The sequence below is a fragment of the Pseudomonas sp. PS01301 genome (assembly GCF_029960215.1).
Taxonomy (GTDB): Bacteria; Pseudomonadota; Gammaproteobacteria; order Pseudomonadales; family Pseudomonadaceae; genus Aquipseudomonas; species Aquipseudomonas coleopterorum.
In genome coordinates this window covers 45022-68720 of record NZ_JASCPM010000016.1, presented here as the reverse complement: position 1 = coordinate 68720, position 23699 = coordinate 45022, and the positions used below count along the sequence as shown (strand labels likewise).

The window sequence follows — 23699 nt, the reverse complement described above, 5'->3', positions numbered from 1 at the left end:
GGTGCGACTACAGGTCGTAACGCCCTGACACCTGATGCTCCATGACCCAGCCAGCCCTGCGCGGACGGCTGGGTTCTTTTTGCAGGCCCTGAAATGAAAAGCACCACCATCCGCCGCTGGTCCTTCATCCACACCTGGACCAGCCTGATCTGCACCCTGTTCCTGTTGATGCTGGCTATCACCGGCTTGCCCCTGGTGTTCCATCACGAGATCGAACACCTGCTGGGCGACGAGCCACAGTTCCGCGACATGCCGGCCAACACGCCGCAGCTGGACCTGCAGCAACTGGTTCAGGCCGCTCAGGCCCACCGTCCGGGCGAGGTGGTGCAGTATTTCGGCTGGGACGAAGACGACCCTCATGGCGTGTTCGCCATCACCGCCGCCACAGCCGACACCGAGCCCAACCTGTCCCACACCTTCATGCTCGACAACCGCACCGGCGAGGCCATGGAAATGCCTTCGGCCAACGGCGGCTTCATGATGGTCATGCTGCGTTTGCATGTGGACATGTATGCCGGGCTGCCCGGCAAGTTGTTGCTGGCGTTCATGGGCCTGCTGTTCGTGCTGGCCATCGTTTCCGGGGTGGTGCTGTATTCGCCGTTCATGCGCAAACTCTCGTTCGGCACCGTGCGCAATCAGAAGTCCACCCGTACCCGCTGGCTCGACCTGCACAACCTGATCGGCGTGGTCACCCTGACCTGGGCCTTGGTGGTGGGAGTGACGGGCGTGATCAGCGCCTGCGCCGACCTGCTGATCAGTGCCTGGCGGGCGGAAAGCCTCACGGCCCTGATCGAACCCTACCGCGACGCACCACCGCTCACGCAACGGGCGCCTGCCACCCGCCTGCTGGACATCGCCCACGGCGCCGCGCCGGGCATGACACCCGACTTCATCGCCTTTCCCGGGACGCGCTTTTCAAGCGAACACCACTACGCGGTATTCATGAAGGGCGGCACCCACCTGACTTCGCATTTGCTGACGCCGGTGCTGATCGACGCCACCACCCTGGACGTCACGGCAGTGGTCGAACGGCCCTGGTACATGGACGCCATGGGCCTGTCGCAGCCGCTGCACTTCGGCGACTACGGCGGCATGCCGATGCAGATTCTGTGGGCAGCGCTGGATGTGCTGACCATTATCGTGCTGAGCAGTGGCGTGTACCTGTGGTGGGTCCGCCGCCGCGCCGCCAAGGCCGCTGGCGTGGAGGCCGCGGCGTGACGAAACGGAAGAAGTCGACGTTCTGGCCGGTGTTCGGCATTCCGCTGGCGATCGGACTGATCGGCGCGGCCGGATTGTTCGCAGCCCTGCTGGGAGATGGCTGGTGGGATGCCCTGGCGTGGGTGGGGTTGGGGATTCCAGCGGTGCTGGGGGGGTGGGGGTTGGTCAGGAGGGGCTGAGCTGGGCCTTGCACCGGTGGGGTCATCTGCGCTTAGGTAATCCAGGATCAGGATGCAATCGGTGGAGCAGCTTGCGCAGTTATCATTGGGATACCTCGCGAAGGCGACCGCTTCGTGCATTCGACGTATGGCCTGATGATGTGTATTGCGAACATCGGCCTCTTCGCGGGCAGAGCCCGCTCCCACAAAAAATCCGCTCACCCGACGCTGTCGAGTCCTACAGGATAAACCGCTCTGCTTTGAACAACTGAAGATTGCGTCCTACTTTGCAGCTAATTCGCCCGATATTCCGCTGTTAAAAATCCTACAGCTTTTCGGGACGTAGGGCTGTGCGTAAACGTTGTGTATGACTCAACTCGGTGATATTTATCTGCACTTGGTATCAATGCCATCGGCGTTCAGCGGATCCGCGGCGCCTCACAGCTGCGCGCCCTGCGCTACTGCCCGCAAAGTCCGGTATTCCTGCCGGGCGATCTGGAATCGGGCGTGATGTATGGCCATGCCGCTGGACCTGAAGTGCTGGAGCAAGCGCGGAAGTTGTCATTGGAGGCACTTCTCAGCCAGTTGAATCTCAACGATACCGCGTCCAATCTCTCCGGCGGACAGGCCAAGCGACTCAGCCTGCTTCGGCTGCTCAACAGGCCTGGACGCTTCAATCTCTTCGACGAGCCAACCGCTTCGCTCGATCAAGAGCTGGCCATGGCAACGTGGGACACCTTGAGGGATGCATTCAAAGGAAAAGGGTTGATCTGCGTCACTCACGATATCGACGCATTGGCGCGTTTCGATCGAGTTCTGGTTATCCAGCAGGGCAGGATCGTTGCCGATGGGCCATGGCATCTGTTGAGAAGAGAGGCGGGTCTGCTCAACGGCATAGCGGAAATGGCAGAACGCTGAGCGTCAGCCCTATGCATAACTCGAGCTACGCGCCTGCATTCCTGGCCAAAGCACTTAAGGTCCGAGAGCGTTGGATCACAATCAAGTTGGGACGGCTTGACCCCATCTTCAAGCTGATACAGGGTAACTCCTTATCCAAGGAGAACACCTCATGCCCGCCATGACGCTCTATCACAACCCCGCCTCTCCCTTTGCTCGCAAGGTCATGGTGCTGCTGCATGAGACCGGTCAGTTGGAGCGGGTCGCTCTGAAGACGGTGGCGTTGAGCCCTGTCAGTCCGGATGCGTCAGTGAACCAGGACAACCCGGCCGGGAAGATTCCGGCGTTGGTGCTCGAAGACGGCACTACGCTGCATGACAGCCGGGTGATCCTGGAGTATCTGGATCACCAGCATGTGGGCAACCCGCTGATCCCTCGGGAAGGCGCGTCGCGCTGGCGGCGGTTGACGGTGGCGTCACTGGCGGATGCGATGCTCGACGCGGCCGTGCTGATTCGCTACGAGAAGGCCCTGCGGCCGCCTGAGCTGCACTGGCCATTGTGGCTGGATAATCAGGCCGAGAAGATCGAACGGGGACTGGCGTATCTGGAGGCCACGGCGGTCGCGGAGTTGAGCGCAGCGTTCGATATCGCGGCAATCGGCGTGGCCTGTGCGCTGGGGTATGTGGATTTTCGCATGCCAGAGTCAGCGTGGCGGCAGCGTTATCCGGGGTTGGCCGGCTGGTTTGCCGAGGTGAGTCAGCGCGAGTCGCTACGCTCGACTATGCCGTCGGCCTGACACGGGGGAGTGCTTACGCAACCTCGCACCAGTCCTGTACCTCAAGCCCCTCGACCAAGCGAAACGCCTTGTCACTGGTGACCAGTGTCATCCCGAGCGAAAGGCTATGGGCGGCGATAAGGCCGTCCAATGCGCCCAGACAGTGCCCACGACTCTCGCCCGTGGCTCGGCTCGAACCATAGGCCTGGGCTGCCTGGCTGCCCCACGGAAGAATATCGATGGTTTTCAGGAACGCGGTCACAATCCCCGCCAACCGCTGCGCAGACGGCCGCTTGGCCAGGCCATAAAGCAATTCTGCCTCGGTGATGGAGGAGATGCACACCGATGTCATGGGCACAGCGCTCAGGTTCTTGATGACACCCGGATGCCCCTTGAGCAGGTGGCTAACGGTATTGGTGTCCAGCATCAGTTGCTTCATTCGGGAATACCGTCGAGTGGATCGCGGTTTCCGCGAGCCATCTGCGTGCGATCGTCGGCGCTCAGGAAATCGTCTGGAACGCCGCCTTGAGCGACAAGTGCCAGAAACTCATCCCATGAGTCGGGCTTTCTGGACAAAATCACATCGCCGGTCTCGGGATCGCGCCGTATGAAGACTTCATCGGTATCGAATCGGAAGGCGGCAGGCAAGCGCACAGCTTGGCTTCGGCCGTTAACGAAGACTTTTGCTGTCTGTGACATGTCCATCTCCAATGCGGGTATACATCATAATATATACCCGCATTTGAGCATGGAAAACGGGAGATTGTTGCTTACCTTGTAGGCACCCCTATCGGGACGACTGCATGTCGGCCTGCCACGCGCAGAATCAGCAGTCCGGCTTGTCGGCGACGAAACGGCGGGCGGGGTTGACCGCGGCCTTGAACTCGCGCAGGCCTTTGGCTCCGATCAACAGGGGGTAGTTGAACTTGCTGCGGTCGACCAGGTTGACCTCGATGGTGCGCTTGACGTCGCCCAGGCACAGTTCCAGGTCCACCACGGGGCGCTGCGAGACTTCGGCGCCCTCGCCGTCGTCGTCTTCCTCGGCGCGGTTCTTGATCTTGCTGATACGCGAGATCTTGTGCTCGTACACCTTGTTGTCGGCGTCCTTGGTGGCCAGGCGGAAACGTACCCAATCGTCGCCGTCGCGGGTGAAGGTCTGGATGTCCTTGGCCGACAGTGAGGCGGTCAATGCGCCGGTGTCCATCTTGGCCTTGAACACCTGACCACCGATTTCCGGCAGTTTGATGTATTCAAAGCGACCATACAGCGTGGGTTCGGCGGCCATGACCGGCAGCGCCAATACGGACAGCAATGCGAGAACGGATTTCACTGAAGCTTTTCCTTGAGCCAGGGCCGGTGAAGGCGATCGGTGCTGCAAACGGTATGGGCTCAGCATACCCAATGAAAAGTGAAACATTTGTTGACGAAACCGCGTGCCGGAATTGGCTCGGCACTCGCTTGTGCTTATGATTGCCGGCCGTGAATACCCCCCGAGTCGTTCTATGCGTCGCCTGCTCACCGGCTGTATGACTGCCCTGCTGCTGTTGCTCAACACCCTGGTGTTCATCGGACCCCTGCTGGTGTTCGCCCTGATCAAGCTGGTGCTGCCCATGCGTTATCGTGATTGGGCATCGGCAGCCGTGGTGTGGATCGCTGAAACCTGGGCCGAGATCGACAAACTCATCTTCGCTTTGTGCGTGCCGACCCAGTGGGACATACGGGGCGCGGCGGACCTGCGCCAGGACACGTCCTATCTGGTCGTGAGCAACCACCAGTCGTGGGTCGACATTCCGGCACTGATTCAAGCGCTGAACCGGCGGGCACCGTTCTTCAAGTTTTTCCTCAAGAAGGAACTGATCTGGGTCCCGCTGCTGGGCCTGGCCTGGTGGGCGCTGGATTACCCCTTCATGAAGCGCTACAGCAAGGCGTTTCTGGCCAGGCATCCGCAACTCAAGGGCAAGGATCTGGAGATCACTCGGGCCGCATGCGAGCTGTACAAGCGCCAGCCGGTGACGGTGGTGAACTACCTGGAAGGTACGCGCTTCAGCCCGGCCAAGCGCGATGAACAGGCGTCACCGTTCAACTACCTGCTCAAGCCCAAGGCCGGTGGCGTGGCGTTCGTGCTGGCGGCCATGGGGCCACAACTCGACCGTCTGCTGGACGTGACGGTGGTGTATCCGGGCACGGCCATTCCGGGATTCTGGAACCTGCTGTGTGGTGATGTGCCGAGGGTGATCGTGGAGATCCAGTCGCGCGCCATCGACGCGGAGCTGATCGATGGCGACTACGAAAATGATCCGGACTTCCGCTTGACCGTCCAGAACTGGGTCAACCAGCTCTGGACCGAAAAGGATCGGCGCATCGACGCCTTGCGCGCCGAACTCAATCGCTGATCCAGCGCAGGCTTAGCTGCCCGTCCCGGTGCCCCAGACGCTGCCCAGACTCTTGAGCAGCGGACCACCGACGCCCTGTTGCCCCAAATATTGCAGAATCACTGGCGCGAACTGGCCGACCATGCCGCTGTTCATGCCCAGCGCGCTGAAGGCGCTGTTCATGTCGCTGGTGGTTTTGACATCGCCCAGGGCGTTGTTCAGGGCGCTGATATTCTTCTGGTCGGATTTGCCGAGCAGACCGCTCAGACCGCTCAAGCCACCCAGGGCATTGTTGCCCGAAAGCTTGTCGATGCCGGGCACGGACTTGCTCAGTTGTGCATAGTCGGCAGTGCTCAGCTGGTTCTTGGCCAGGCCCAGCATGGCGCCGGTGCCGCCGATGGCCTGGGTCGGGGTGATGTTCAGGGTCGAGCCCAAGGTGTTGAGCAGGCCTGCGGCTTCCGGTGCGGCAGCCACGGCAGCGTTGTTGCCTTGCTTGCCGTTCTGCAGGGTGGCAGCGGCGTTGACCGCGTCGTTCAGGTTGAAAGCGAAGGCCGGACTGGTGGCAACGGCCATCAGGGAAGCCAGGGCCATGGCGCGAGTGATGTTCATTGTGCAGCAACCTCGGGGACAGATAAGCGGACCGTCGTCAAACGGCAGTTCGGTCCCATTATGTTCCTTGAGGGTGAAAATTGTGTAATGGCGGGGAGTTGCACGACATGTCTTGTGTAGGAGCGGTCCGTGGCCGCGAAGGGAGTGGCGCGGTCGTTCAGGGACTGCGCGGTGAGCTGTTCGCGGGCAGAGGGCTCGCCGCCCGCCCCGCTCCCACAGGGGATCTTGGTGCGCCACGTATAACGCTTTGCGTTTTCGCGGGCAGAGTGTGTGGGAGCGGTTGTGATCAGGCGGCGCTGAACAGTTTGTGCGGGTCGATGACGAATTTCTTCGGTACGCCCGCGTCGAATTCGCCGTAGCCGCGCGGGGCGTCGTCCAGCGAGATGACTTCCACGCCGACGATGTCGGCGATCTTGATGCGGTCCCACATGATGGCCTGCATCAGTTGCCGGTTGTATTTCATCACCGGTGTCTGGCCCGTGTGGAAGCTGTGCGACTTGGCCCAGCCCAGCCCGAAGCGGATGCTCAGGCTGCCCATCTTCGCCGCCGCATCCACCGCGCCCGGATCCTCGGTGACGTACAGGCCGGGGATGCCGATCTTGCCGGCCACGCGCACCACGCCCATCAACGAGTTGAGCACGGTCGCCGGGGCTTCCGCCTTGGCGCCGCTGTGGCCGTGACCGCGTGCCTCGAAGCCCACCGCATCGACTGCGCAGTCCACTTCCGGCTCGCCCAGCAAGGCGGCGATCTGCTCGTGCAGCGGGGTGTCCTGGGACAGGTCGGCGATCTCGAAGCCCTGAGCCTTGGCGTGCGCCAGGCGCGTTGGGTTGACGTCACCGACGATAACCACGGCCGCGCCCAGCAGGCGCGCAGAAGCAGCGGCGGCCAGCCCGACCGGCCCGGCGCCGGCGACGTACACGGTGCTGCCGGGGCCAACGCCAGCCGTCACCGCACCGTGGTAACCGGTTGGCAGAATGTCGGACAGGCAAGTCAGGTCGCGGATCTTCTCCATGGCTGCATCGCGGTCGGGCAGTTTGAGCAGGTTGAAGTCGGCATAGGGCACCAGGACGAACTCGGCCTGGCCGCCGACCCAATCACCCATGTCGACGTAGCCGTAGGCGCCGCCCGGACGCGCCGGGTTGACGGTCAGGCAAACGCCGGTGTGCTGCTCCTTGCAGGAGCGGCAACGACCACAGGCGACGTTAAAGGGTACGGACACCAGATCACCGACCTTCAGGTGCTCGACGTCGCGACCGGCCTCGATCACCTCGCCGGTGATCTCATGGCCCAGCACCAGGCCGACCTGAGCCGTGGTACGGCCGCGGACCATGTGCTGGTCGGAGCCGCAGATGTTGGTCGAGACCACGCGCAGGATCACACCGTGTTCGATGCGCTTGCCTCGCGGGTCCTGCATTTTGGGAAAATCGATGTTCTGCACTTCGACTTTGCCGGAGCCCAGATACACCACTCCACGATTACCAGACATGCTTTCACCTCGCTGTTTATTGTTGTTGAGCTTGGGTTTTGCGTGCTGCGGTCATGCGTTGATTCGTGTGCTGCCCTGAAGCGGCTCGCGCCGCTGCTACAGGAATGCGCGGTCATCTGTAGCAGCGGCGCAAGCCGCGTCAATGACGGCGCGGTACACCTGACACATCACATCAGGGCCGGACGCGGCTTGCGCCGCTGCTACAGCACCACCGTGCGGTTGGCGTTGAGGAACACGCGGCGCTCGATGTGGTAGCCGATGGCTCGGGCCAGGGTCAGGCATTCGATATCGCGCCCCTTGGCGATGAGGTCTTCGGGGTAGTGACTGTGATCGACCACTTCTACACCTTGGGTGATGATCGGCCCTTCGTCCAGGTCATTGTTGATGTAGTGCGCGGTCGCCCCGACCAGCTTGACGCCTTTGTTGTAAGCCTGGTGGTACGGTTTGGCGCCCTTGAAACCGGGCAGCAACGAGTGGTGAATGTTGATCGCCCAGCCGTCCAGGCGGCGGCACAGCTCCGGTGACAACACCTGCATGTAGCGGGCGAGGATCACCAGTTCGGCGCCGGCCTGTTCGATGACCTGCAGCACCTTGCGCTCCTGCGACGGCTTGTCCTTGGGGTCGAGGGGGAAATGGTAGTAGGGAATGTCGTGCCAGCGCGCCAGCGGCTCGAGGTCCGGATGGTTGGAGATCACCGCAACCACGTCCATGGGCAACTGGCCGATGCGCTGACGATAGAGCAGGTCGTTGAGGCAGTGGTCGGCCTTGGACACCATGATCACCACCTTGGGCCGATACTGCGGCGCAGTCAGCTCGAAGATCATGCCGAAGCTGGCACCGCGTTCGGCCAGCCCGGCGCGAAAGGCGGCCTCGTCGAAACCTTCAGGCTGCCGAAACTCTACTCGGATGAAGAAGCGCGACGACAGCCGGTCGTCGAACGAATGGTGCTCGGTGACATAGCAGCCCTGCTCGAACAGGTAGCGCGTGACCGCGTCCACCGTGCCCAAAACGCTTGGGCAATCGGCGGTGAGGATCCAGGTATCAGGGGCATGGCTCATGGGTAGTCCTTTGGTGTCGAGGTCGAAACAACTGTATGAGCGGTCAGGCCTGGATGCTCAGCCCATACTCGGCCGAAGCATCCTGCAGCCACAGCCACCAGTAGTCGGCGAAGCTGCGGCGGATCAGCAGCTCCCAAGTTTCCTCGCCCGTACGGCGGATGACCAGTTGGGACTTGGCGAACACTGTCCCCACCGCCTTGCCCACCGGGAAATTGCTCGGGTGCACGTCGTAGCTGGTGGACTTCATCAGTACGTCGCGCACGTTCGGCCCGCTCAGCTCGATCAGCGACTGGCCGCCGCTGACGTTGACCACCGCCACATGCAGCCCGGCCAATGCCTCGCGCAACCGCTGCTCGGCGGCCAACTCATCGCCACCGGGAACGATCAGCAGCCACTCGTCCGGGCCCAGCCATTGCAGCGATGTCTCGCCGTTGCTGACCAGGCTCAAGGCGCCCGGCAGTTCCAGGCCGGTGGCCTTGTGCACGGCGCCGGCGAAGGTCGCATCATGGCCGTCTCCGCGCAGGGTCAGGTGACCCAGCAGTTTTTTCTCGCGCAGGGTCACACCGGCACCCTGGCGGCCCTTGCCGACCAGGCTGGCGAGGTCGGCGTGGTGAAGCGGGTCTTCGGCCTTGGCGCCCGAGGTGGGGCGTTGCTGGTATACGTTGACTGTGGTCATTTTGCTGCACCTGTCAGTGAATGCTGTTGAAGCCTGCAAGAAGATGGTGAGCTCCCGTAGGAGCGGTCATCGGCCGCGAAGGGCCTGCTGCAGTTGCCTTGGCACACCGCGACGGGCTTTTCGCGGCCACTGGCCGCTCCTACAGGCGCCCTGTGCTAGATGTTCTGCCGCTCGCCCTTCGGATCGAAGAACACCGAGGAAACGATTTCGGCTTCGATCACGCTGCCATCGGCCTGGGGCGAGAACACCCGCTCACCCATGCGCTTGAGGCCACCCTTGACCACACCCATGGCGAACGAGTAACCCAGCGAGTTGCTGGCGTAGCTCGACGTCACGTGGCCGACCATGCTCATGGGGATCGCCTGCTTGGGGTCGAACACCAACTGAGCGCCTTCGGGCAACCATTTGTTGGGATCGATCGGCTTGAGTCCCACCAACTGCTTGCGCTCCTCGCGCACGGTGTCTTCGCGGTTCATCCCGCGCCAGCCGATCCACGAGAACGGCTTGGTCCGCCCCACGCACCAGCCCATGTTCAGGTCGTCCGGGGTCATCGAGCCATCGGTGTCCTGGCCGACGATGATGAAACCCTTCTCGGCGCGCAGCACGTGCATGGTTTCGGTGCCGTACGGAGTCAGGTTGTACTGCTTGCCTGCCTCGATGATCTTCTCCAGCACACCCATGGCGTAGTCGGCCTGGATGTTGACCTCGTACGACAGCTCGCCGGTGAAGGAGATGCGGAACACCCGTGCTGGCACACCCGCTACCTGCCCTTCCTTCCAGGTCATGAACGGGAAAGCGTCCTTGTCCAGGTCGATATCGGTCACTTCGCCGAGCAGCTTGCGGCTGTTGGGCCCGGACAGGGTCAGGGTCGCCCAGTGGTCGGTGACCGAGGTGAAGTACACCTTCAGGTCCGGCCACTCGGTCTGCTGGTAGATTTCTAGCCATTGCAGAACACGTGCGGCACCGCCGGTGGTGGTGGTCATCAGGAAGTGGTTGTCGGCCAGGCAGGCGGTCACGCCGTCGTCGAAGACCATTCCGTCTTCCTTGCACATCAGGCCGTAGCGCGCCTTGCCCACGTCCAGCTTGGTCCAGGCGTTGGTGTAGATGCGGTTGAGGAATTCGCGCGCGTCCGGGCCCTGGATGTCGATCTTGCCCAGGGTCGAGGCGTCCAGCAGGCCGACGCTGTCGCGCACCGCCTTGCATTCGCGGGCAACGGCGGAATGGATGTCCTCACCGCGCTTGGGGAAGTACCAAGGGCGCTTCCATTGGCCGACGTCTTCAAATTCGGCGCCGTTCTTCACATGCCAGGCATGCAGCGCAGTGAACCGCACGGGCTCGAACAGGTGGCCGCAGTGACGCCCAGCCACCGCACCGAAGGTGACCGGCGTGTAGTTGGGGCGGAACATGGTGGTGCCCATTTCCGGAATGGTGACGTTCAGCGAACGGGCAGCAATGGCCAGGCCGTTGACGTTGCCCAGCTTGCCCTGGTCGGTACCGAAGCCCAGCGCGGTGTAGCGCTTGACGTGCTCGACCGACTCGAAGCCCTCACGGGTGGCTAGCTCGATGGCGGCCGCGGTGACGTCGTTCTGCAGGTCGACGAACTGCTTGGGCGCACGTGCCGTGTCCTTGTCGTGGGGGACTTGGAACAGCGCAAGGGTGGGCTCCTCGACGCGACTCAAGACCTTGGGCAAGGTGCCTTCGACAATGCCGAAACCGGTCTCGGACGCGGCTCTTGCCCCGCCTTCGAACCCGTCGGCCATGGCATCGGCCAGGGCATACACGCCGTTCACGCCGCCCACGCACACGCGTTTCTGCGGGGCTTCGCCAGGCACGAAGCCGAGGATGTCTTCACGCCAGATCGGTTTGCCGCCCAGATGCGATGCCAGGTGGACCACCGGGCTGTAGCCGCCCGAGCTGCCGATCAGGTCGCAGTCGAGCCACTCGCCGGGGCTGGCCACCTTGTGTGCCCTGACGTCGATGGCGGCGACGCGCGCTGCCGTGACGTGCTTGCTGCCACGGGCTTCGATCACCGCGCTGGACGTCAGGATACGGATGCCCTTGGCGCGAGCTTCCTCGACCAGCGCACCACGCGGGTTGTGCCGGGCATCGGCCACGGCGACGACCTTGAGGCCGGCGTCGTACCAGTCCAGGGCCACGCGGTAAGCATGGTCGTTGTTGGTCGACAGCACCAGCTTCTTGCCCGGTGCCACGCCGTAGCGGCGCACATAGGTGGAAATGGCGCCGGCCAGCATGTTGCCCGGCACGTCATTGTTGCCGTACACCAGGGGCCGCTCGTGGGTGCCGGTGGCCAGCACCACGCGCCCGGCGCGAACCCGGTGCATGCGCTGGCGCACCTGGCCCATCGGTGCACGGTCGCCGAGGTGATCGGTGAGGCGCTGATGGATGGTCAGGAAATTGTGGTCGTGATAGCCGTTGACCGTGGCACGAGGCAGCAAGGTCACGTCCGGCAAACCTTGCAGTTCAGCGATGACCGCTTTCACCCATTCACCGGCCGGCTGGCCGTCCAGACTCTCGCGGGTATCGAGCAGCGAGCCGCCGAACTCTTCCTGCTCGTCGGCCAGGATCACCCGCGCACCGCTGCGCGCCGCGGCCAGGGCGGCAGACAGCCCGGCCGGGCCGGCGCCGACCACCAGCACGTCGCAGGTGCGGCTCATGTAGTCGTAGGAATCGGGGTCGACTTCGGTCGGCGAACGGCCCAGGCCGGCGGCCTTGCGGATGTACTTCTCGTAAGTCATCCAGAAGGACTGCGGGTACATGAAGGTCTTGTAGTAGAAGCCGGGCGGCATCAGCTTGCCGCCGACCTTGCCCAGGATACCCATCATGTCGGTGTTGACGTTCGGCCAGCCGTTGGTGCTGGTGGCGACCAGGCCCTGGTACAGCGCCTGTTGAGTGGCGCGCACGTTGGGAATCTGGGTGGCCTCGGTGGCGCCGATCTGCAGCACCGCATTGGGCTCTTCGGCGCCTGCGGCAACGATGCCGCGCGGGCGCGAATACTTGAAGCTGCGACCGATCACGTCGATGCCATTGGCCAGCAGGGCCGAGGCCAGGGTGTCACCTTCATAGCCGACGTAGGTCGTGCCGTTGAAGGTGAAGGTCAGCTTCTTGCTGCGGTCCAGACGTCCGCCGTTGGACAGGCGATTGACCTGGCTCATGGCTGATCTCCCGAGGCGATTTGAGGGGTTTCGTCGATAGTCTTCTCGACGAACTGGGGCTGGCTGCCGATGCGATAGGTTTCCAGGATTTCATAGGTGACCGTGTTGCGGGTCGCATTGAAATACTGGCGGCAACCGGCGGCGTGGATCCACAGCTCGTGCTGCAGGCCACGCGGGTTGTTGCGGAAGAACATGTACTCGCCCCACTGCGCGTCGGTGCACGCGCCTGGATCGAGCGGTCGGGCGATGTGCGCCTGGCCCGAGCAGTGGAATTCTTCTTCGCTGCGAAGCTCGCCACAGTGTGGACAGAAGATGTTCAGCATGATCGTTTCTCCTGTTAGTGGGCGACGGCGGCAGCGCCGTGTTCGTCGATCAGCGCGCCGTTGTGGAAGCGCTCGATGGAAAACGGCTTGGCCAGCGGGTGCATTTCACCGGTGGCCAGGCTGGCGGCGAACACATGGCCCGAGCCCGGTGTGGCCTTGAAGCCACCCGTGCCCCAGCCACAATTGAAGAACATGTTCGGCACCGGGGTCTTGGAGATGATCGGGCAGGCGTCCGGCGTGGTGTCGACGATGCCGCCCCATTGGCGGTTCATGCGAACGCGCGAGAGCACCGGGAACATCTCGACGATGGCTTGCAGGGTGTGCTCGACGATCGGGTACGAACCGCGCTGGCCGTAGCCGACCCAACCGTCGATACCGGCGCCGATGACCAGGTCGCCCTTGTCCGACTGGCTGATGTAGCCATGCACGGCGTTGGACATGATCACGCTGTCGATGATGGGCTTGATCGGCTCCGACACCAGCGCCTGCAAAGGGTGGGACTCGACCGGCAGACGGAAGCCGGCCAGCTTGGCCATGTGCCCGGAGTTGCCGGCGGTGACCACACCGACGCGCTTGGCGCCGATGAAACCCTTGTTGGTTTCGACACCGATGCACACGCCGTTTTCCTTGCGGAAACCGATCACTTCGGTCTGCTGGATCAGGTCCACGCCCAGGGCGTCGGCCGCACGGGCATAGCCCCAGGCCACGGCGTCGTGACGGGCCACGCCGCCACGCCGCTGGACGGTAGCGCCGATGATCGGGTAACGGGTGTTCTTGCTGCAGTCCAGGTAGGGAATCTCTTCGGCCACCTGCTTGCCGTTCAACAGTTCGCCGTCCACGCCGTTGAGGCGGTTGGCGCTGACGCGGCGCTCGGAGTCGCGCATGTCCTGCAGGGTGTGGCACAGGTTGTACACGCCGCGCTGGGAAAACATCACGTTGTAGTTGATGTCCTGGGACAGGCCTTCCCAGAGTTTCATGGCGTGCTCGTACAAGTGCGCCGACTCGTCCCACAGGTAGTTGGAACGCACGATGGTGGTGTTGCGCGCGGTATTGCCACCGCCCAACCAGCCCTTCTCGACCACGGCCACGTTGGTGATGCCGTGGACCTTGGCCAGATAGTAGGCAGTGGCCAGACCGTGCCCACCACCGCCGACGATGACCACGTCGTAGACCTTCTTGGGGGTCGGCGTGCGCCACATGCGCTGCCAGTTTTCGTGGTGGCTGAGCGAGTGCTTGAAGAGGCCGAAGCCAGAATAACGTTGCATGGTGTTCACTCCACTCTCAGCGGTAGACCGGGAAGTCGCTGCACAGGGCCGTCACGTGGCGGGCCACGTTGGCCTCGACGTCGGCATCGCCCAGGTTGTCGAGGATGTCGCAGATCCAGCCGGCCAGCTCCGTGCATTGGGCCACCTTGAAACCACGACTGGTGACTGCCGGGGTGCCAATGCGCAGGCCCGAGGTCACGAAGGGCGATTGCGGATCGTTGGGCACCGCGTTCTTGTTCACGGTGATGTGGGCACGACCCAGGGCAGCGTCGGCGTCCTTGCCGGTCAGGCCCTGACGAATCAGGCTGACCAGGAACAGGTGGTTGTCGGTGCCGCCAGAGACCACGTCGTAGCCGCGCTCGACGAACACCCCGGCCATGGCCTGGGCGTTGTCGATGACCTGCTGCTGGTAGGTCTTGAATTCAGGCTCCAGCGCTTCCTTGAAGCACACCGCCTTGGCGGCGATCACGTGCATCAGCGGGCCACCCTGACCGCCGGGGAACACGGCGGCGTTGAATTTCTTTTCCAGAGCTTCGTTGGCACGGGCCAGGATCAGGCCGCCACGTGGGCCACGCAGGGTCTTGTGGGTGGTGGTGGTGACCACGTCGGCGAACGGAATCGGGTTGGGGTACAGGCCGGCGGCAACCAGCCCGGCCACGTGGGCCATGTCGACGAACAGGTAGGCGCCTACCTTGTCGGCGATCTCGCGGAACCGGGCGAAATCCAAGGTCTTGGAGTAGGCCGAGAAGCCGGCGATGATCATCTTCGGCTGGTGCTCGATGGCCAGGCGCTCGACCTCGTCGTAGTCGATCAGACCGGTGTCGGTGTCGATGCCGTACTGAACGGCGTTGTAGAGTTTGCCGGAAAAGCTGACCTTGGCGCCGTGGGTCAGGTGACCGCCGTGGGCCAGGCTCATGCCCAGTACGGTGTCGCCGGCCTGCAGCAGCGCCAGGTAGACGGCGGCGTTGGCCTGGGAACCGGAGTGAGGCTGGACGTTGGCATAGTCGGCGCCGAACAGCTGCTTGGCGCGATCGATGGCCAGTTGCTCGACCTTGTCCACATGCTCGCAGCCACCGTAGTAGCGCTTGCCTGGATAGCCTTCGGCGTACTTGTTGGTGAGGCCGCTGCCCTGGGCCTCCATCACGCGCTTGCTGGTGTAGTTTTCCGAGGCGATCAGTTCGATGTGGTCTTCCTGACGCTGATCCTCGGCGTTCATGGCCGCCAGCAGGACGTCGTCATAGCCCTTGATCTGATCTTCTTTGCTGAACATCGCAGTCTCCCCAGCGGCGGCGCGGCGCCTGGCTTGTTGGACGAAGGCGACCGTCTGCGGCTGCCCCCTTTGAGAGCGATGGTAGGGCCGGCGCGATCCGACCAAATGCCTGCGCGCGCCTTGCAGAGGTTCGTTTACGACATGGCGCGATCAGGCCAGCGTCAGAGCGCGCGCAACAGCAGGCGAAGGCCCAGCAGGGCAAGGAAATGCAGGGGGTAGATGGCGTAGGCCCAGCGGCGCATGGGGACAACGGCATGGCGCACATCGGTACGCAGTACAAGCAGACCCAGCCCCGGTGCCAGCAGGCAGGCGACGATGCCGCCAATGGCCGGCCAGTAGAGGTGGCGAGCCGATTCGAACAGATTGCTCCAGGCGTTGGCGGCCAGGCACAGCACGCCCAGTGGCAGCGCCCAGTACAGCGGGCGCTGCCAGGCGAGCACGAAGCCCAGCGGCAGCAGCACGCCGGCCAGGCCGAACATCAAGTGGTGGTCGAAGACAATGGCAGCGACGAGTACCGCACAGCCGAGCGCGGCCATGGCCGGTTGTCGCCGTTGCTGCCAGGCCTTGGCGGCCACCAGACCCAGGGCCAGGGTCGGCAGGACGTTGAGGGTGTCGGCGGGATAGACGAACAGGCGGTAAGGGATTTCCGAAAGCGCAGCGAAGATCAGCAACCACGCCAGGTAGCGGCCACCCAGGGGGGCTTCCGGGCGGCGCATCAGGTTGGCGGCGATGGCCAGGCAGAACCAGGGGAACGCCAGGCGACCCGGTACATAGAGGAAGTCCAGCGACCAGCCGACATAGCGCAGATGGTCGAGCACCATGCACAGCATGGCCAACCATTTGAGCAGGTCCAGTGAGCGGTTGCGGGTCATCTGTGGATAGCCTCAAGTTTGTGGGTTGCTCATGCCGGCCTCTTCGCGGGCAGAGCCCGCTCCCACAGGTGAAGAGGCCCGCTGAGACGACACATCTCTCACAGTTGGTTTACAGTGCTTCCCATACCTAACACCAAGGACCGCCCATGAACGACCAAACCCAACAGTTCGCCAGCGACAACTATTCGGGCATCTGCTCCGAGGCCTGGGCGGCCATGGAACAGGCCAATCAGGGCCATCAGCGCGCCTATGGCGACGACCAGTGGACCGCACGCGCCGCCGATGAATTCCGACGCCTGTTCGAAACCGACTGTGAAGTCTTCTTCGCCTTCAACGGCACTGCAGCCAACTCCCTGGCCCTGTCGTCGTTGTGCCAGAGCTACCACAGCGTCATCTGTTCGGAAACCGCTCACGTCGAGACCGACGAATGCGGTGCCCCCGAGTTCTTCTCCAATGGCTCCAAATTGCTCACCGCGCGCACGGAAATGGGCAAGCTGACCCCGCAGGCCATTCGCGAAGTGGCGCTCAAGCGCCAGGACATTCACTACCCCAAGCCGCGTGTGGTCACCCTGACCCAGGCCACCGAAGTGGGCAGCGTGTACCGTCCCGAAGAGCTCAGGGCCATCAGCGCCACCTGCAAGGAGCTCGGCCTGAACCTGCACATGGACGGCGCACGCTTCGCCAACGCCTGCGCGTTTCTGGGCTGCTCGCCAGCCGAACTGACGTGGAAGGCGGGCGTGGATGTACTGTGCTTCGGTGGCACCAAGAATGGCATGGCGGTGGGCGAGGCGATCCTGTTCTTCAATCATGATCTGGCCGAAGATTTCGATTATCGCTGCAAGCAGGCGGGCCAACTGGCCTCGAAGATGCGCTTCCTGTCGGCGCCCTGGGTGGGCTTGCTGGAGAACGATGCCTGGCTCAAGCATGCGGGGCACGCTAACCATTGTGCCCAGCTGCTCAAGGCGCTGGTCGAGGGTATACCGGGGGTGGAGTTGATGTTTCCGGTGGAGGCCAACGGCGTGTTCCTGCAGATGCCGGAACCGGCCTTGGAAGCCCTGCGCGCCAAGGGCTGGCGCTTCTACACCTTTATCGGCAGCGGCGGCGCCCGTTTCATGTGCTCATGGGACACCGAAGAAGCCCGCGTGCGCGAGCTGGCTCATGACATCAAGGCTGTCATGAGCGCCTGATCCTGTGGGAACGGGGCAGGCGGCGAGCCACTCTGCCCGCGAAGAATCCACCGCGGTGTACCTCAAATACCGCAGCAACCTTGTGGGAGCGGGTCTCTGCCCGCGAAGAATTCAGCGCGGTATACCTGAAGTACTGCAGTGGCCTTGTGGGAGCGGGGCGGGCGGCGAGCCACTCTGCCCGCGAAGAATCCACCGCGGTGCACCTGAAATACCGCAGAGACCTTTTCGCGGGCAGAGCCCGCTCCCACATCCTGCTCAGGTCACCGCAGTTCCACCGTGGGAGCGGTTACCACCACCCACGCTGACTCAGACTTCCAGGTAATCCAGGATCCCTTCGGCGGCGTTGCGGCCTTCGAAGATGGCGGTGACCACTAGGTCCGAGCCGCGCACCATGTCGCCGCCGGCGAAGATCTTCGGGTTGCTGGTCTGGTGCTTGAACTGACCCTGTTCCGGTGCCACCACGCGGCCCTGGCTGTCGGTCTGGATGCTGTGGTCCTGGAACCAGGCCGCAGGGCTTGGGCGGAAGCCGAAAGCGATGACCACGGCATCGGCCGGGATGATCTCCTCGGAACCCGGAATCGGCTCAGGGCTGCGACGGCCACGGGCATCGGGTTCGCCGAGACGGGTCTCGACCACCTTCACGCCTTCGACCTTGTCTTCACCCACGATGGCGATCGGCTGACGGTTGTAGAGGAATTTCACCCCTTCTTCCTTGGCGTTCTTCACCTCTTTGCGCGAGCCCGGCATGTTCGCCTCGTCGCGACGATAGGCGCAGGTCACCGCCTTGGCGCCCTGGCGAATCGACGTGCGATTGCAGTCCATCGCCGTGTCGCCACCGCCCAGTACCACGACCTTCTTGCCCTTCATGTCGACGAAATCTTCCGGCGACTTTTCAAAGCCCAGGTTGCGGTTGACGTTGGCGATCAGGAAATCCAGCGCGTCGTGCACGCCAGGCAGGTCTTCACCGGGGAAGCCGCCTTTCATGTAGGTGTAGGTGCCCATGCCCATGAACACGGCATCGTACTCTTCCAGCAACTGCTCGACGCTGATGTCCTTGCCCACCTCGGTGTTCAGGCGAAACTCGATGCCCATGCCGGTGAAGACTTCGCGGCGATTGCTCAACACGCTCTTTTCCAGCTTGAACTCGGGGATGCCGAAGGTCAGTAGACCACCGATTTCCGGGTTCTTGTCGAACACCACCGGGGTCACGCCACCGCGCACCAGCACATCGGCGCAACCCAGCCCGGCCGGGCCGGCGCCGATGATGGCGACGCGCTTGCCGGTCGGCTTGACCTTGGACATGTCCGGACGCCAGCCCATGGCGAACGCGGTGTCGGTGATGTACTTCTCCACCGAACCGATGGTCACTGCGCCAAAACCGTCGTTGAGGGTGCAGGCACCCTCGCACAGACGATCCTGCGGGCACACCCGGCCGCACACTTCGGGCAGGGTGTTGGTCTGGTGCGACAGCTCGGCGGCCGCGAGGATGTTGCCCTCGGCGACCAGCTTCAACCAGTTGGGAATGAAGTTGTGCACCGGGCACTTCCATTCGCAGTACGGGTTGCCACAGCCCAGGCAGCGGTGGGCCTGATCGGCCGACTGCGCGGGTTTGAAGGGCTCGTAGATTTCCACGAACTCTTTCTTGCGTTGACGCAACAGTTTCTTCTTCGGATCTTTGCGCCCGACCTCGATGAACTGGAAGTCATTACTCAGACGTTCAGCCATTGTTAAAACCTCATCAAACTCTTCAGGCGCATATCACTGCGGGTTGGCACGGGTGCTGGACAGCAGCGATTTCAGGTTGGCGGCCTTGGGCTTGACCAACCAGAAACGACGCAGGTAATCGTCCAGGTTTTCCCAAAGGTTGCGGCCCCATTCGCTGTCGGTTTCGGCGACGTATTCGGCCAGCACGCGTTCCAGGTGAGTACGGTAGGCTTCCATGGCTTCGCCACTGATGCGCTGGATTTCCACCAGTTCGTGGTTGACCCGGTCGACGAAGCTGTTGTCCTGGTCGAGCACGTAGGCGAAACCGCCGGTCATGCCCGAACCGAAGTTGTAGCCGGTCTTGCCGAGCACGCAGACGAAACCGCCGGTCATGTATTCGCAGCAGTGATCGCCCGTGCCTTCAACGACCGTATGGGCACCGGAGTTGCGCACCGCGAAACGCTCGCCTGCGGTGCCGGCGGCGAACAGCTTGCCGCCCGTGGCGCCGTACAGGCAGGTGTTGCCGATGATGGCGCTGTCCTGGGTCTTGAACGGGCTGCCCTTGGGCGGCACGATCACCAGCTTGCCGGCGGTCATGCCCTTGCCGACGTAATCGTTGGCATCGCCTTCCAGGTACATGTTCAGGCCACCGGCGTTCCACACGCCGAAGCTCTGACCTGCAGTGCCCTTGAAGCGGAAGGTCAGCGGGTTGGCGTTCATGCCCTGGTTGCCGTGCAACTTGGCGATCTCGCCGGAGATGCGCGCACCGATCGAACGGTCGCAGTTGCAGATGTTCATCTCGAAATCGCCACCGGTCTTGCCCTGAATCGCCGGCAAGGCCATTTCCACCATCTGCTCGGCCAGCAGGCCCTTGTCGAACGGCGGGTTGCGATCCACTTCGCAGAACTGCGGCTTGTCCGCCGGAATCTGGTCGCTGCCCAGCAGTGGGGTCAGGTCCAGATGCTGCTGCTTGGCGGTTTCACCGGGCAGCATTTCCAGCAGGTCGGTGCGCCCGATCAACTCGCCCAGGCTGCGCACGCCCAGCTTGGCCAGCCATTCGCGGGTTTCCTCGGCCACGTAGGTGAAGAAGTTGATCACCATGTCGACCGTGCCGATGTAGTGGTCCTTGCGCAGCTTCTCGTTCTGCGTGGCCACGCCGGTGGCGCAGTTGTTCAGGTGGCAGATGCGCAGGTACTTGCAGCCCAGAGCGATCATCGGCGCGGTACCGAAGCCGAAGCTCTCGGCACCGAGAATGGCCGCCTTGATCACGTCCAGGCCGGTTTTCAGGCCGCCATCGGTCTGTACCCGCACCTTGCCGCGCAGGTCGTTGCCCCGTAGGGTCTGGTGGGTTTCGGCCAGGCCCAGTTCCCACGGCGCGCCGGCGTACTTGATCGAGCTCAGGGGCGAGGCCCCGGTGCCGCCGTCGTAACCGGAAATGGTGATCAGGTCGGCATAGGCCTTGGCCACGCCGGCGGCGATGGTGCCTACCCCCGCCTCGGCCACCAGCTTCACCGATACCAGTGCGGCCGGGTTGACCTGCTTGAGGTCGAAGATCAGCTGCGACAGGTCCTCGATGGAGTAGATGTCGTGGTGCGGCGGTGGCGAAATCAGGGTCACGCCAGGTACGGCATAACGCAGCTTGGCAATCAGGCCGTTGACCTTGCCGCCGGGCAGCTGACCGCCCTCCCCGGGCTTGGCGCCCTGGGCCACCTTGATCTGCAGCACTTCGGCGTTGACCAGGTACTCGGGAGTGACGCCGAACCGGCCAGTGGCGATCTGCTTGATCTTCGAGCTGCGCACGGTGCCGTAGCGCGACGGGTCTTCGCCGCCTTCACCGGAGTTGGAACGCGCGCCCAGGCGGTTCATCGCCTCGGCCAGCGCTTCGTGAGCCTCGGGCGACAGCGCACCCAGGGAAATCCCGGCCGAATCGAAACGCTTGAGGATCGCTTCCAGCGGTTCGATCTGGTCGATGCTCAGCGGCTGGTCGAGGGTCTTGACCTTGAGCAGGTCGCGGATCATCGACACCGGACGGTTGTCGACGATCGCGGTGTATTCCTTGAACTTGCTGTAGTCGCCCTGCTGCACCGCGGCTTGCAGGGTGTTGACCACGTCCGGGTTGTAGGCGTGATACTCGCCGCCGTAGACGAACTTCAACAGGCCACCTTGCTGGATCGGCTTGCGCGTGCTCCAGGCTTCGGCAGCGAGGGCTTTCTGTTCGGCTTCCAGGTCGACGAAACGCGCGCCCTTGATACGACTCGGCACGCCGCGGAAGCTCAACTCGCAGACTTCCTCGGACAGACCGATAGCCTCGAACAGCTGGGCGCCGCGGTACGAAGCCACGGTGGAGATGCCCATCTTCGAAAGAATCTTGAGCAGGCCCTTGGTGATGCCCTTGCGGTAGTTCTTGAACACCTCGTAGAGGTCGCCCAGCACTTCACCGGTCCGGATCAGGTCGCCCAGCACTTCATAGGCCAGGAACGGATAGACCGCCGAAGCACCGAAGCCGATCAGCACCGCGAAGTGGTGCGGATCGCGGGCGGTGGCGGTTTCGACAAGGATGTTGCTGTCGCAGCGCAGACCCTTTTCGGTCAGGCGATGGTGCACGGCACCGGTCGCCAGCGACGCGTGCACCGGCAGCTTGCCCGGCGCGATGTTGCGGTCGCTGAGTACCAGCAGGGTACGTCCGGCGCGCACGGCTTCCTCTGCCTGATCGGCGATGTTGCGCACGGCGGCCTCGAGGCCCATGGCTTCATCGTAGTTCAGCTCGATGACCTGGCGATCGAAGCCCGGCCGATCCAGGTTCATCAGCGAGCGCCACTTGGCGGGCGAGATGACCGGCGAGCTAAGGATCACCCGCGAAGCATGCTCTGGGGATTCCTGGAAAATATTGCGCTCGGCGCCCAGGCAGATTTCCAGCGACATCACGATCGCTTCGCGCAGCGGATCGATCGGCGGGTTGGTGACCTGCGCGAATTGCTGGCGGAAATAGTCGTAAGGCGTACGGACCCGATGGGACAGTACGGCCATCGGCGTGTCATCGCCCATCGAGCCCACGGCTTCCTGGCCCTGCTCGCCCAGCGGGCGCAACACCTGGTCGCGCTCCTCGAAGGTCACCTGGTACATCTTCATGTACTGCTTGAGCTGGTCGCTGCTGTAGAAAGCCGAACCGTGGTCGTTGTCTTCCATGGTCGACTGGATACGCAGCGCGCTCTTGCGCAGCCACTGCTTGTAGGGGTGGCGCGACTTCAGGCGGTTGTCGATGTCATCGGTGTGCAGGACCTGGCCGGTTTCGGTATCGACCGCCAGGATCTGGCCCGGGCCCACACGGCCCTTGGCAATCACGTCCTCGGGCTGGTAGTTCCACACGCCGATTTCCGACGCCAGGGTGATGTAGCCATTCTTGGTGGTGACCCAGCGCGCCGGGCGCAGGCCGTTACGGTCGAGCAGGCACACGGCATGGCGGCCGTCGGTCATGACCACACCGGCCGGACCGTCCCACGGCTCCATGTGCATCGAGTTGTACTCATAGAACGCCCGCAGGTCGGGGTCCATGGTCTCGACGTTCTGCCAGGCCGGCGGAATCAGCATGCGCACACCACGGAACAGGTCGATGCCACCGGTGACCATCAGTTCGAGCATGTTGTCCATGCTGGAGGAGTCGGATCCCACGCGGTTGACCAGCGGGCCGAGCTCTTCCAGATCCGGGATCAGATCGTTGGCGAACTTGGTACGACGGGCCAAGGCCCAGTTGCGGTTGCCGGTGATGGTGTTGATCTCGCCGTTGTGGGCGAGAAAGCGGAAGGGCTGGGCCAACGGCCACTTCGGCAGGGTATTGGTCGAGAAGCGCTGGTGGAACACGCAGATCGCGGTTTGCAGACGCTCGTCGGACAGGTCCGGGTAGAAGGCCGTAAGGTCGGCCGGCATCATCAGGCCTTTGTAGATGATGGTCTTGTGCGAAAAGCTGCAGATGTAATGGTCGGTGTCGGCCGCGTTGGCCACGGACGAACGGCGACGGGCGCTGAACAGCTTGATCGCGAACTGCTGATCGCTCAGGCCTTCACCGCCGACGAACACTTGCTGGATCTTGGGCAGGCGCTCCAGGGCCAGACGGCCGAGCACGCTGGTATCGATCGGCACGTCGCGCCAGCCGATCAGTTGCAGGCCGGCGGCTTCGATCTCGCGATTCATGTTGTCGCGTGCCGCTTGCGCGCGCACCGGGTCTTGGTTGAAGAAGACCATGCCCACGGCGTACTGCTTGGGCAGTTCGCTGCCGAAATGGTCCTTGGCGATGGCACGCAGGAACAGGTCGGGCTTCTGGATCAGCAAGCCGCACCCGTCGCCGGTCTTGCCGTCGGCGTTGATCCCACCGCGGTGGGTCATGCAGGTCAGGGCCTCGATGGCCGTTTGCAACAGGTTATGGCTGGGCTCACCCGACATATGGGCAATCAGGCCAAAACCGCAGTTATCCTTGAATTCATCCGGACGATACAGACCTGTTTTCATAGACACATTCTCACCAGGCTGCCTCTTTTCGAGGCAATTTCTTTTCGATTCAACTAGTTACCATGCGCGCCGAACGTACGCCGGCTTTGCGGAGGCAAAAGGGAGGTTATTGTACACAGCGCAACGGGTGGTCACAAATTCAGCGACGAAATC

Annotated in this window: 20 protein-coding genes; 6 read left to right on the top strand and 14 right to left on the bottom strand. The window is 63.1% G+C overall.

Features of this window, described 5'->3' with window-relative positions; translation table 11 throughout:
* Positions 1-93 precede the first annotated feature (93 nt).
* From QMX89_RS11020 to QMX89_RS11005, 4 genes are all read left to right on the top strand, one after another.
* On the top strand, positions 94-1218 hold the full coding sequence (locus QMX89_RS11020; protein ID WP_282348156.1) for a PepSY-associated TM helix domain-containing protein: 1125 nt from the start codon (positions 94-96) through the stop codon (positions 1216-1218).
* Entirely contained in the window at positions 1215-1397 is a 183-nt protein-coding gene (locus QMX89_RS11015; protein ID WP_056844412.1) for a hypothetical protein, read from the top strand. The genes QMX89_RS11020 and QMX89_RS11015 overlap by 4 nt, the downstream gene beginning before the upstream one ends.
* A 489-nt stretch (positions 1398-1886) precedes the next feature.
* Positions 1887-2294 (top strand): hypothetical protein, encoded by a 408-nt coding sequence (locus tag QMX89_RS11010; protein ID WP_349012434.1) that lies wholly within the window; start codon positions 1887-1889, stop codon positions 2292-2294.
* 151 nt (positions 2295-2445) lie between these two features.
* Complete coding sequence (locus tag QMX89_RS11005) at positions 2446-3069, top strand: glutathione S-transferase (RefSeq protein WP_192000743.1); 624 nt, start codon at positions 2446-2448, stop codon at positions 3067-3069.
* 13 nt (positions 3070-3082) lie between these two features.
* Here QMX89_RS11005 and QMX89_RS11000 read toward each other — a convergent pair whose 3' ends face one another.
* The 3 genes from QMX89_RS11000 to QMX89_RS10990 all read right to left on the bottom strand — a co-directional run bounded on the left by QMX89_RS11000 (position 3083) and on the right by QMX89_RS10990 (position 4378).
* Complete coding sequence (locus QMX89_RS11000; protein WP_122743977.1) at positions 3083-3487, bottom strand: type II toxin-antitoxin system VapC family toxin; 405 nt, start codon at positions 3485-3487, stop codon at positions 3083-3085.
* Positions 3484-3747, bottom strand: a complete 264-nt coding sequence (gene vapB, locus QMX89_RS10995) for a type II toxin-antitoxin system VapB family antitoxin (protein ID WP_049861782.1) — start codon at positions 3745-3747, stop codon at positions 3484-3486. The genes QMX89_RS11000 and vapB overlap by 4 nt, the downstream gene beginning before the upstream one ends.
* A 127-nt stretch (positions 3748-3874) precedes the next feature.
* On the bottom strand, positions 3875-4378 hold the full coding sequence (locus QMX89_RS10990; protein ID WP_056844418.1) for an ATP-dependent zinc protease: 504 nt from the start codon (positions 4376-4378) through the stop codon (positions 3875-3877).
* A gap of 172 nt (positions 4379-4550) precedes the next feature.
* On the opposite strand from QMX89_RS10990, the gene QMX89_RS10985 reads away from it, so the two are divergent.
* Positions 4551-5441, top strand: coding sequence for an acyltransferase (locus tag QMX89_RS10985; RefSeq protein WP_282348153.1), 891 nt, complete (start codon positions 4551-4553; stop codon positions 5439-5441).
* 12 nt (positions 5442-5453) lie between these two features.
* Here the strand turns inward: QMX89_RS10985 and QMX89_RS10980 are convergent, their stop codons facing one another.
* The 9 genes from QMX89_RS10980 to QMX89_RS10940 all read right to left on the bottom strand — a co-directional run bounded on the left by QMX89_RS10980 (position 5454) and on the right by QMX89_RS10940 (position 16152).
* Complete coding sequence (locus tag QMX89_RS10980) at positions 5454-6029, bottom strand: DUF2780 domain-containing protein (RefSeq protein ID WP_282348152.1); 576 nt, start codon at positions 6027-6029, stop codon at positions 5454-5456.
* Between the two features lie 286 nt (positions 6030-6315).
* Positions 6316-7515, bottom strand: coding sequence for a formaldehyde dehydrogenase, glutathione-independent (gene fdhA, locus QMX89_RS10975; RefSeq protein ID WP_043191307.1), 1200 nt, complete (start codon positions 7513-7515; stop codon positions 6316-6318).
* 200 nt (positions 7516-7715) lie between these two features.
* On the bottom strand, positions 7716-8573 hold the full coding sequence (purU, locus tag QMX89_RS10970) for a formyltetrahydrofolate deformylase (RefSeq protein ID WP_282348151.1): 858 nt from the start codon (positions 8571-8573) through the stop codon (positions 7716-7718).
* 43 nt (positions 8574-8616) lie between these two features.
* Positions 8617-9249: a sarcosine oxidase subunit gamma family protein gene (soxG, locus tag QMX89_RS10965; RefSeq protein WP_049861778.1), complete on the bottom strand. Its 633-nt coding sequence runs from the start codon at positions 9247-9249 to the stop codon at positions 8617-8619.
* A 155-nt stretch (positions 9250-9404) separates the two neighbouring features.
* Positions 9405-12422, bottom strand: coding sequence for a sarcosine oxidase subunit alpha (locus tag QMX89_RS10960; protein ID WP_282348149.1), 3018 nt, complete (start codon positions 12420-12422; stop codon positions 9405-9407).
* Complete coding sequence (locus QMX89_RS10955) at positions 12419-12745, bottom strand: sarcosine oxidase subunit delta (protein WP_043191317.1); 327 nt, start codon at positions 12743-12745, stop codon at positions 12419-12421. Before QMX89_RS10955 ends, QMX89_RS10960 begins: the two co-directional genes overlap by 4 nt.
* Positions 12746-12759: 14 nt before the next feature.
* Entirely contained in the window at positions 12760-14010 is a 1251-nt protein-coding gene (locus QMX89_RS10950) for a sarcosine oxidase subunit beta family protein (protein WP_282348148.1), read from the bottom strand.
* Between the two features lie 16 nt (positions 14011-14026).
* On the bottom strand, positions 14027-15280 hold the full coding sequence (glyA, locus tag QMX89_RS10945; protein WP_282348147.1) for a serine hydroxymethyltransferase: 1254 nt from the start codon (positions 15278-15280) through the stop codon (positions 14027-14029).
* Positions 15281-15441: 161 nt separating this feature from the next.
* Entirely contained in the window at positions 15442-16152 is a 711-nt protein-coding gene (locus QMX89_RS10940) for a TraX family protein (RefSeq protein WP_282348146.1), read from the bottom strand.
* A gap of 146 nt (positions 16153-16298) precedes the next feature.
* Here QMX89_RS10940 and QMX89_RS10935 point away from each other — a divergent pair, with 146 nt between their 5' ends.
* A complete protein-coding gene (locus QMX89_RS10935) occupies positions 16299-17339 on the top strand; it encodes a low specificity L-threonine aldolase (protein WP_282348145.1) in 1041 nt (346 codons plus the stop codon).
* Between the two features lie 306 nt (positions 17340-17645).
* Here QMX89_RS10935 and QMX89_RS10930 read toward each other — a convergent pair whose 3' ends face one another.
* The gene (locus QMX89_RS10930; protein WP_049861773.1) at positions 17646-19064 is read right to left on the bottom strand and encodes an FAD-dependent oxidoreductase; all 1419 of its coding nucleotides are present in this window, start codon (positions 19062-19064) and stop codon (positions 17646-17648) included.
* Between the two features lie 33 nt (positions 19065-19097).
* Entirely contained in the window at positions 19098-23546 is a 4449-nt protein-coding gene (gene gltB / locus QMX89_RS10925) for a glutamate synthase large subunit (RefSeq protein WP_049861772.1), read from the bottom strand.
* Positions 23547-23699: the final 153 nt, after the last annotated feature.

What these genes read in the sequence shown, in the direction of transcription:
- QMX89_RS11005 (WP_192000743.1), top strand. Translation starts at nt 2,446, where the DNA reads ATGCCCGCCATGACGCTCTATCACAACCCCGCCTCTCCCTTTGCTCGC.
- gltB (WP_049861772.1), bottom strand. Translation starts at nt 23,546, where the DNA reads ATGAAAACAGGTCTGTATCGTCCGGATGAATTCAAGGATAACTGCGGT.
- QMX89_RS10935 (WP_282348145.1), top strand. Translation starts at nt 16,299, where the DNA reads ATGAACGACCAAACCCAACAGTTCGCCAGCGACAACTATTCGGGCATC.
- QMX89_RS11000 (WP_122743977.1), bottom strand. Translation starts at nt 3,487, where the DNA reads ATGAAGCAACTGATGCTGGACACCAATACCGTTAGCCACCTGCTCAAG.
- soxG (WP_049861778.1), bottom strand. Translation starts at nt 9,249, where the DNA reads ATGACCACAGTCAACGTATACCAGCAACGCCCCACCTCGGGCGCCAAG.
- QMX89_RS10985 (WP_282348153.1), top strand. Translation starts at nt 4,551, where the DNA reads ATGCGTCGCCTGCTCACCGGCTGTATGACTGCCCTGCTGCTGTTGCTC.
- QMX89_RS10930 (WP_049861773.1), bottom strand. Translation starts at nt 19,064, where the DNA reads ATGGCTGAACGTCTGAGTAATGACTTCCAGTTCATCGAGGTCGGGCGC.
- purU (WP_282348151.1), bottom strand. Translation starts at nt 8,573, where the DNA reads ATGAGCCATGCCCCTGATACCTGGATCCTCACCGCCGATTGCCCAAGC.
- QMX89_RS10955 (WP_043191317.1), bottom strand. Translation starts at nt 12,745, where the DNA reads ATGCTGAACATCTTCTGTCCACACTGTGGCGAGCTTCGCAGCGAAGAA.
- fdhA (WP_043191307.1), bottom strand. Translation starts at nt 7,515, where the DNA reads ATGTCTGGTAATCGTGGAGTGGTGTATCTGGGCTCCGGCAAAGTCGAA.
- QMX89_RS10960 (WP_282348149.1), bottom strand. Translation starts at nt 12,422, where the DNA reads ATGAGCCAGGTCAATCGCCTGTCCAACGGCGGACGTCTGGACCGCAGC.
- vapB (WP_049861782.1), bottom strand. Translation starts at nt 3,747, where the DNA reads ATGTCACAGACAGCAAAAGTCTTCGTTAACGGCCGAAGCCAAGCTGTG.
- QMX89_RS10940 (WP_282348146.1), bottom strand. Translation starts at nt 16,152, where the DNA reads ATGACCCGCAACCGCTCACTGGACCTGCTCAAATGGTTGGCCATGCTG.
- glyA (WP_282348147.1), bottom strand. Translation starts at nt 15,280, where the DNA reads ATGTTCAGCAAAGAAGATCAGATCAAGGGCTATGACGACGTCCTGCTG.
- QMX89_RS11010 (WP_349012434.1), top strand. Translation starts at nt 1,887, where the DNA reads ATGTATGGCCATGCCGCTGGACCTGAAGTGCTGGAGCAAGCGCGGAAG.
- QMX89_RS10950 (WP_282348148.1), bottom strand. Translation starts at nt 14,010, where the DNA reads ATGCAACGTTATTCTGGCTTCGGCCTCTTCAAGCACTCGCTCAGCCAC.
- QMX89_RS10980 (WP_282348152.1), bottom strand. Translation starts at nt 6,029, where the DNA reads ATGAACATCACTCGCGCCATGGCCCTGGCTTCCCTGATGGCCGTTGCC.
- QMX89_RS11020 (WP_282348156.1), top strand. Translation starts at nt 94, where the DNA reads ATGAAAAGCACCACCATCCGCCGCTGGTCCTTCATCCACACCTGGACC.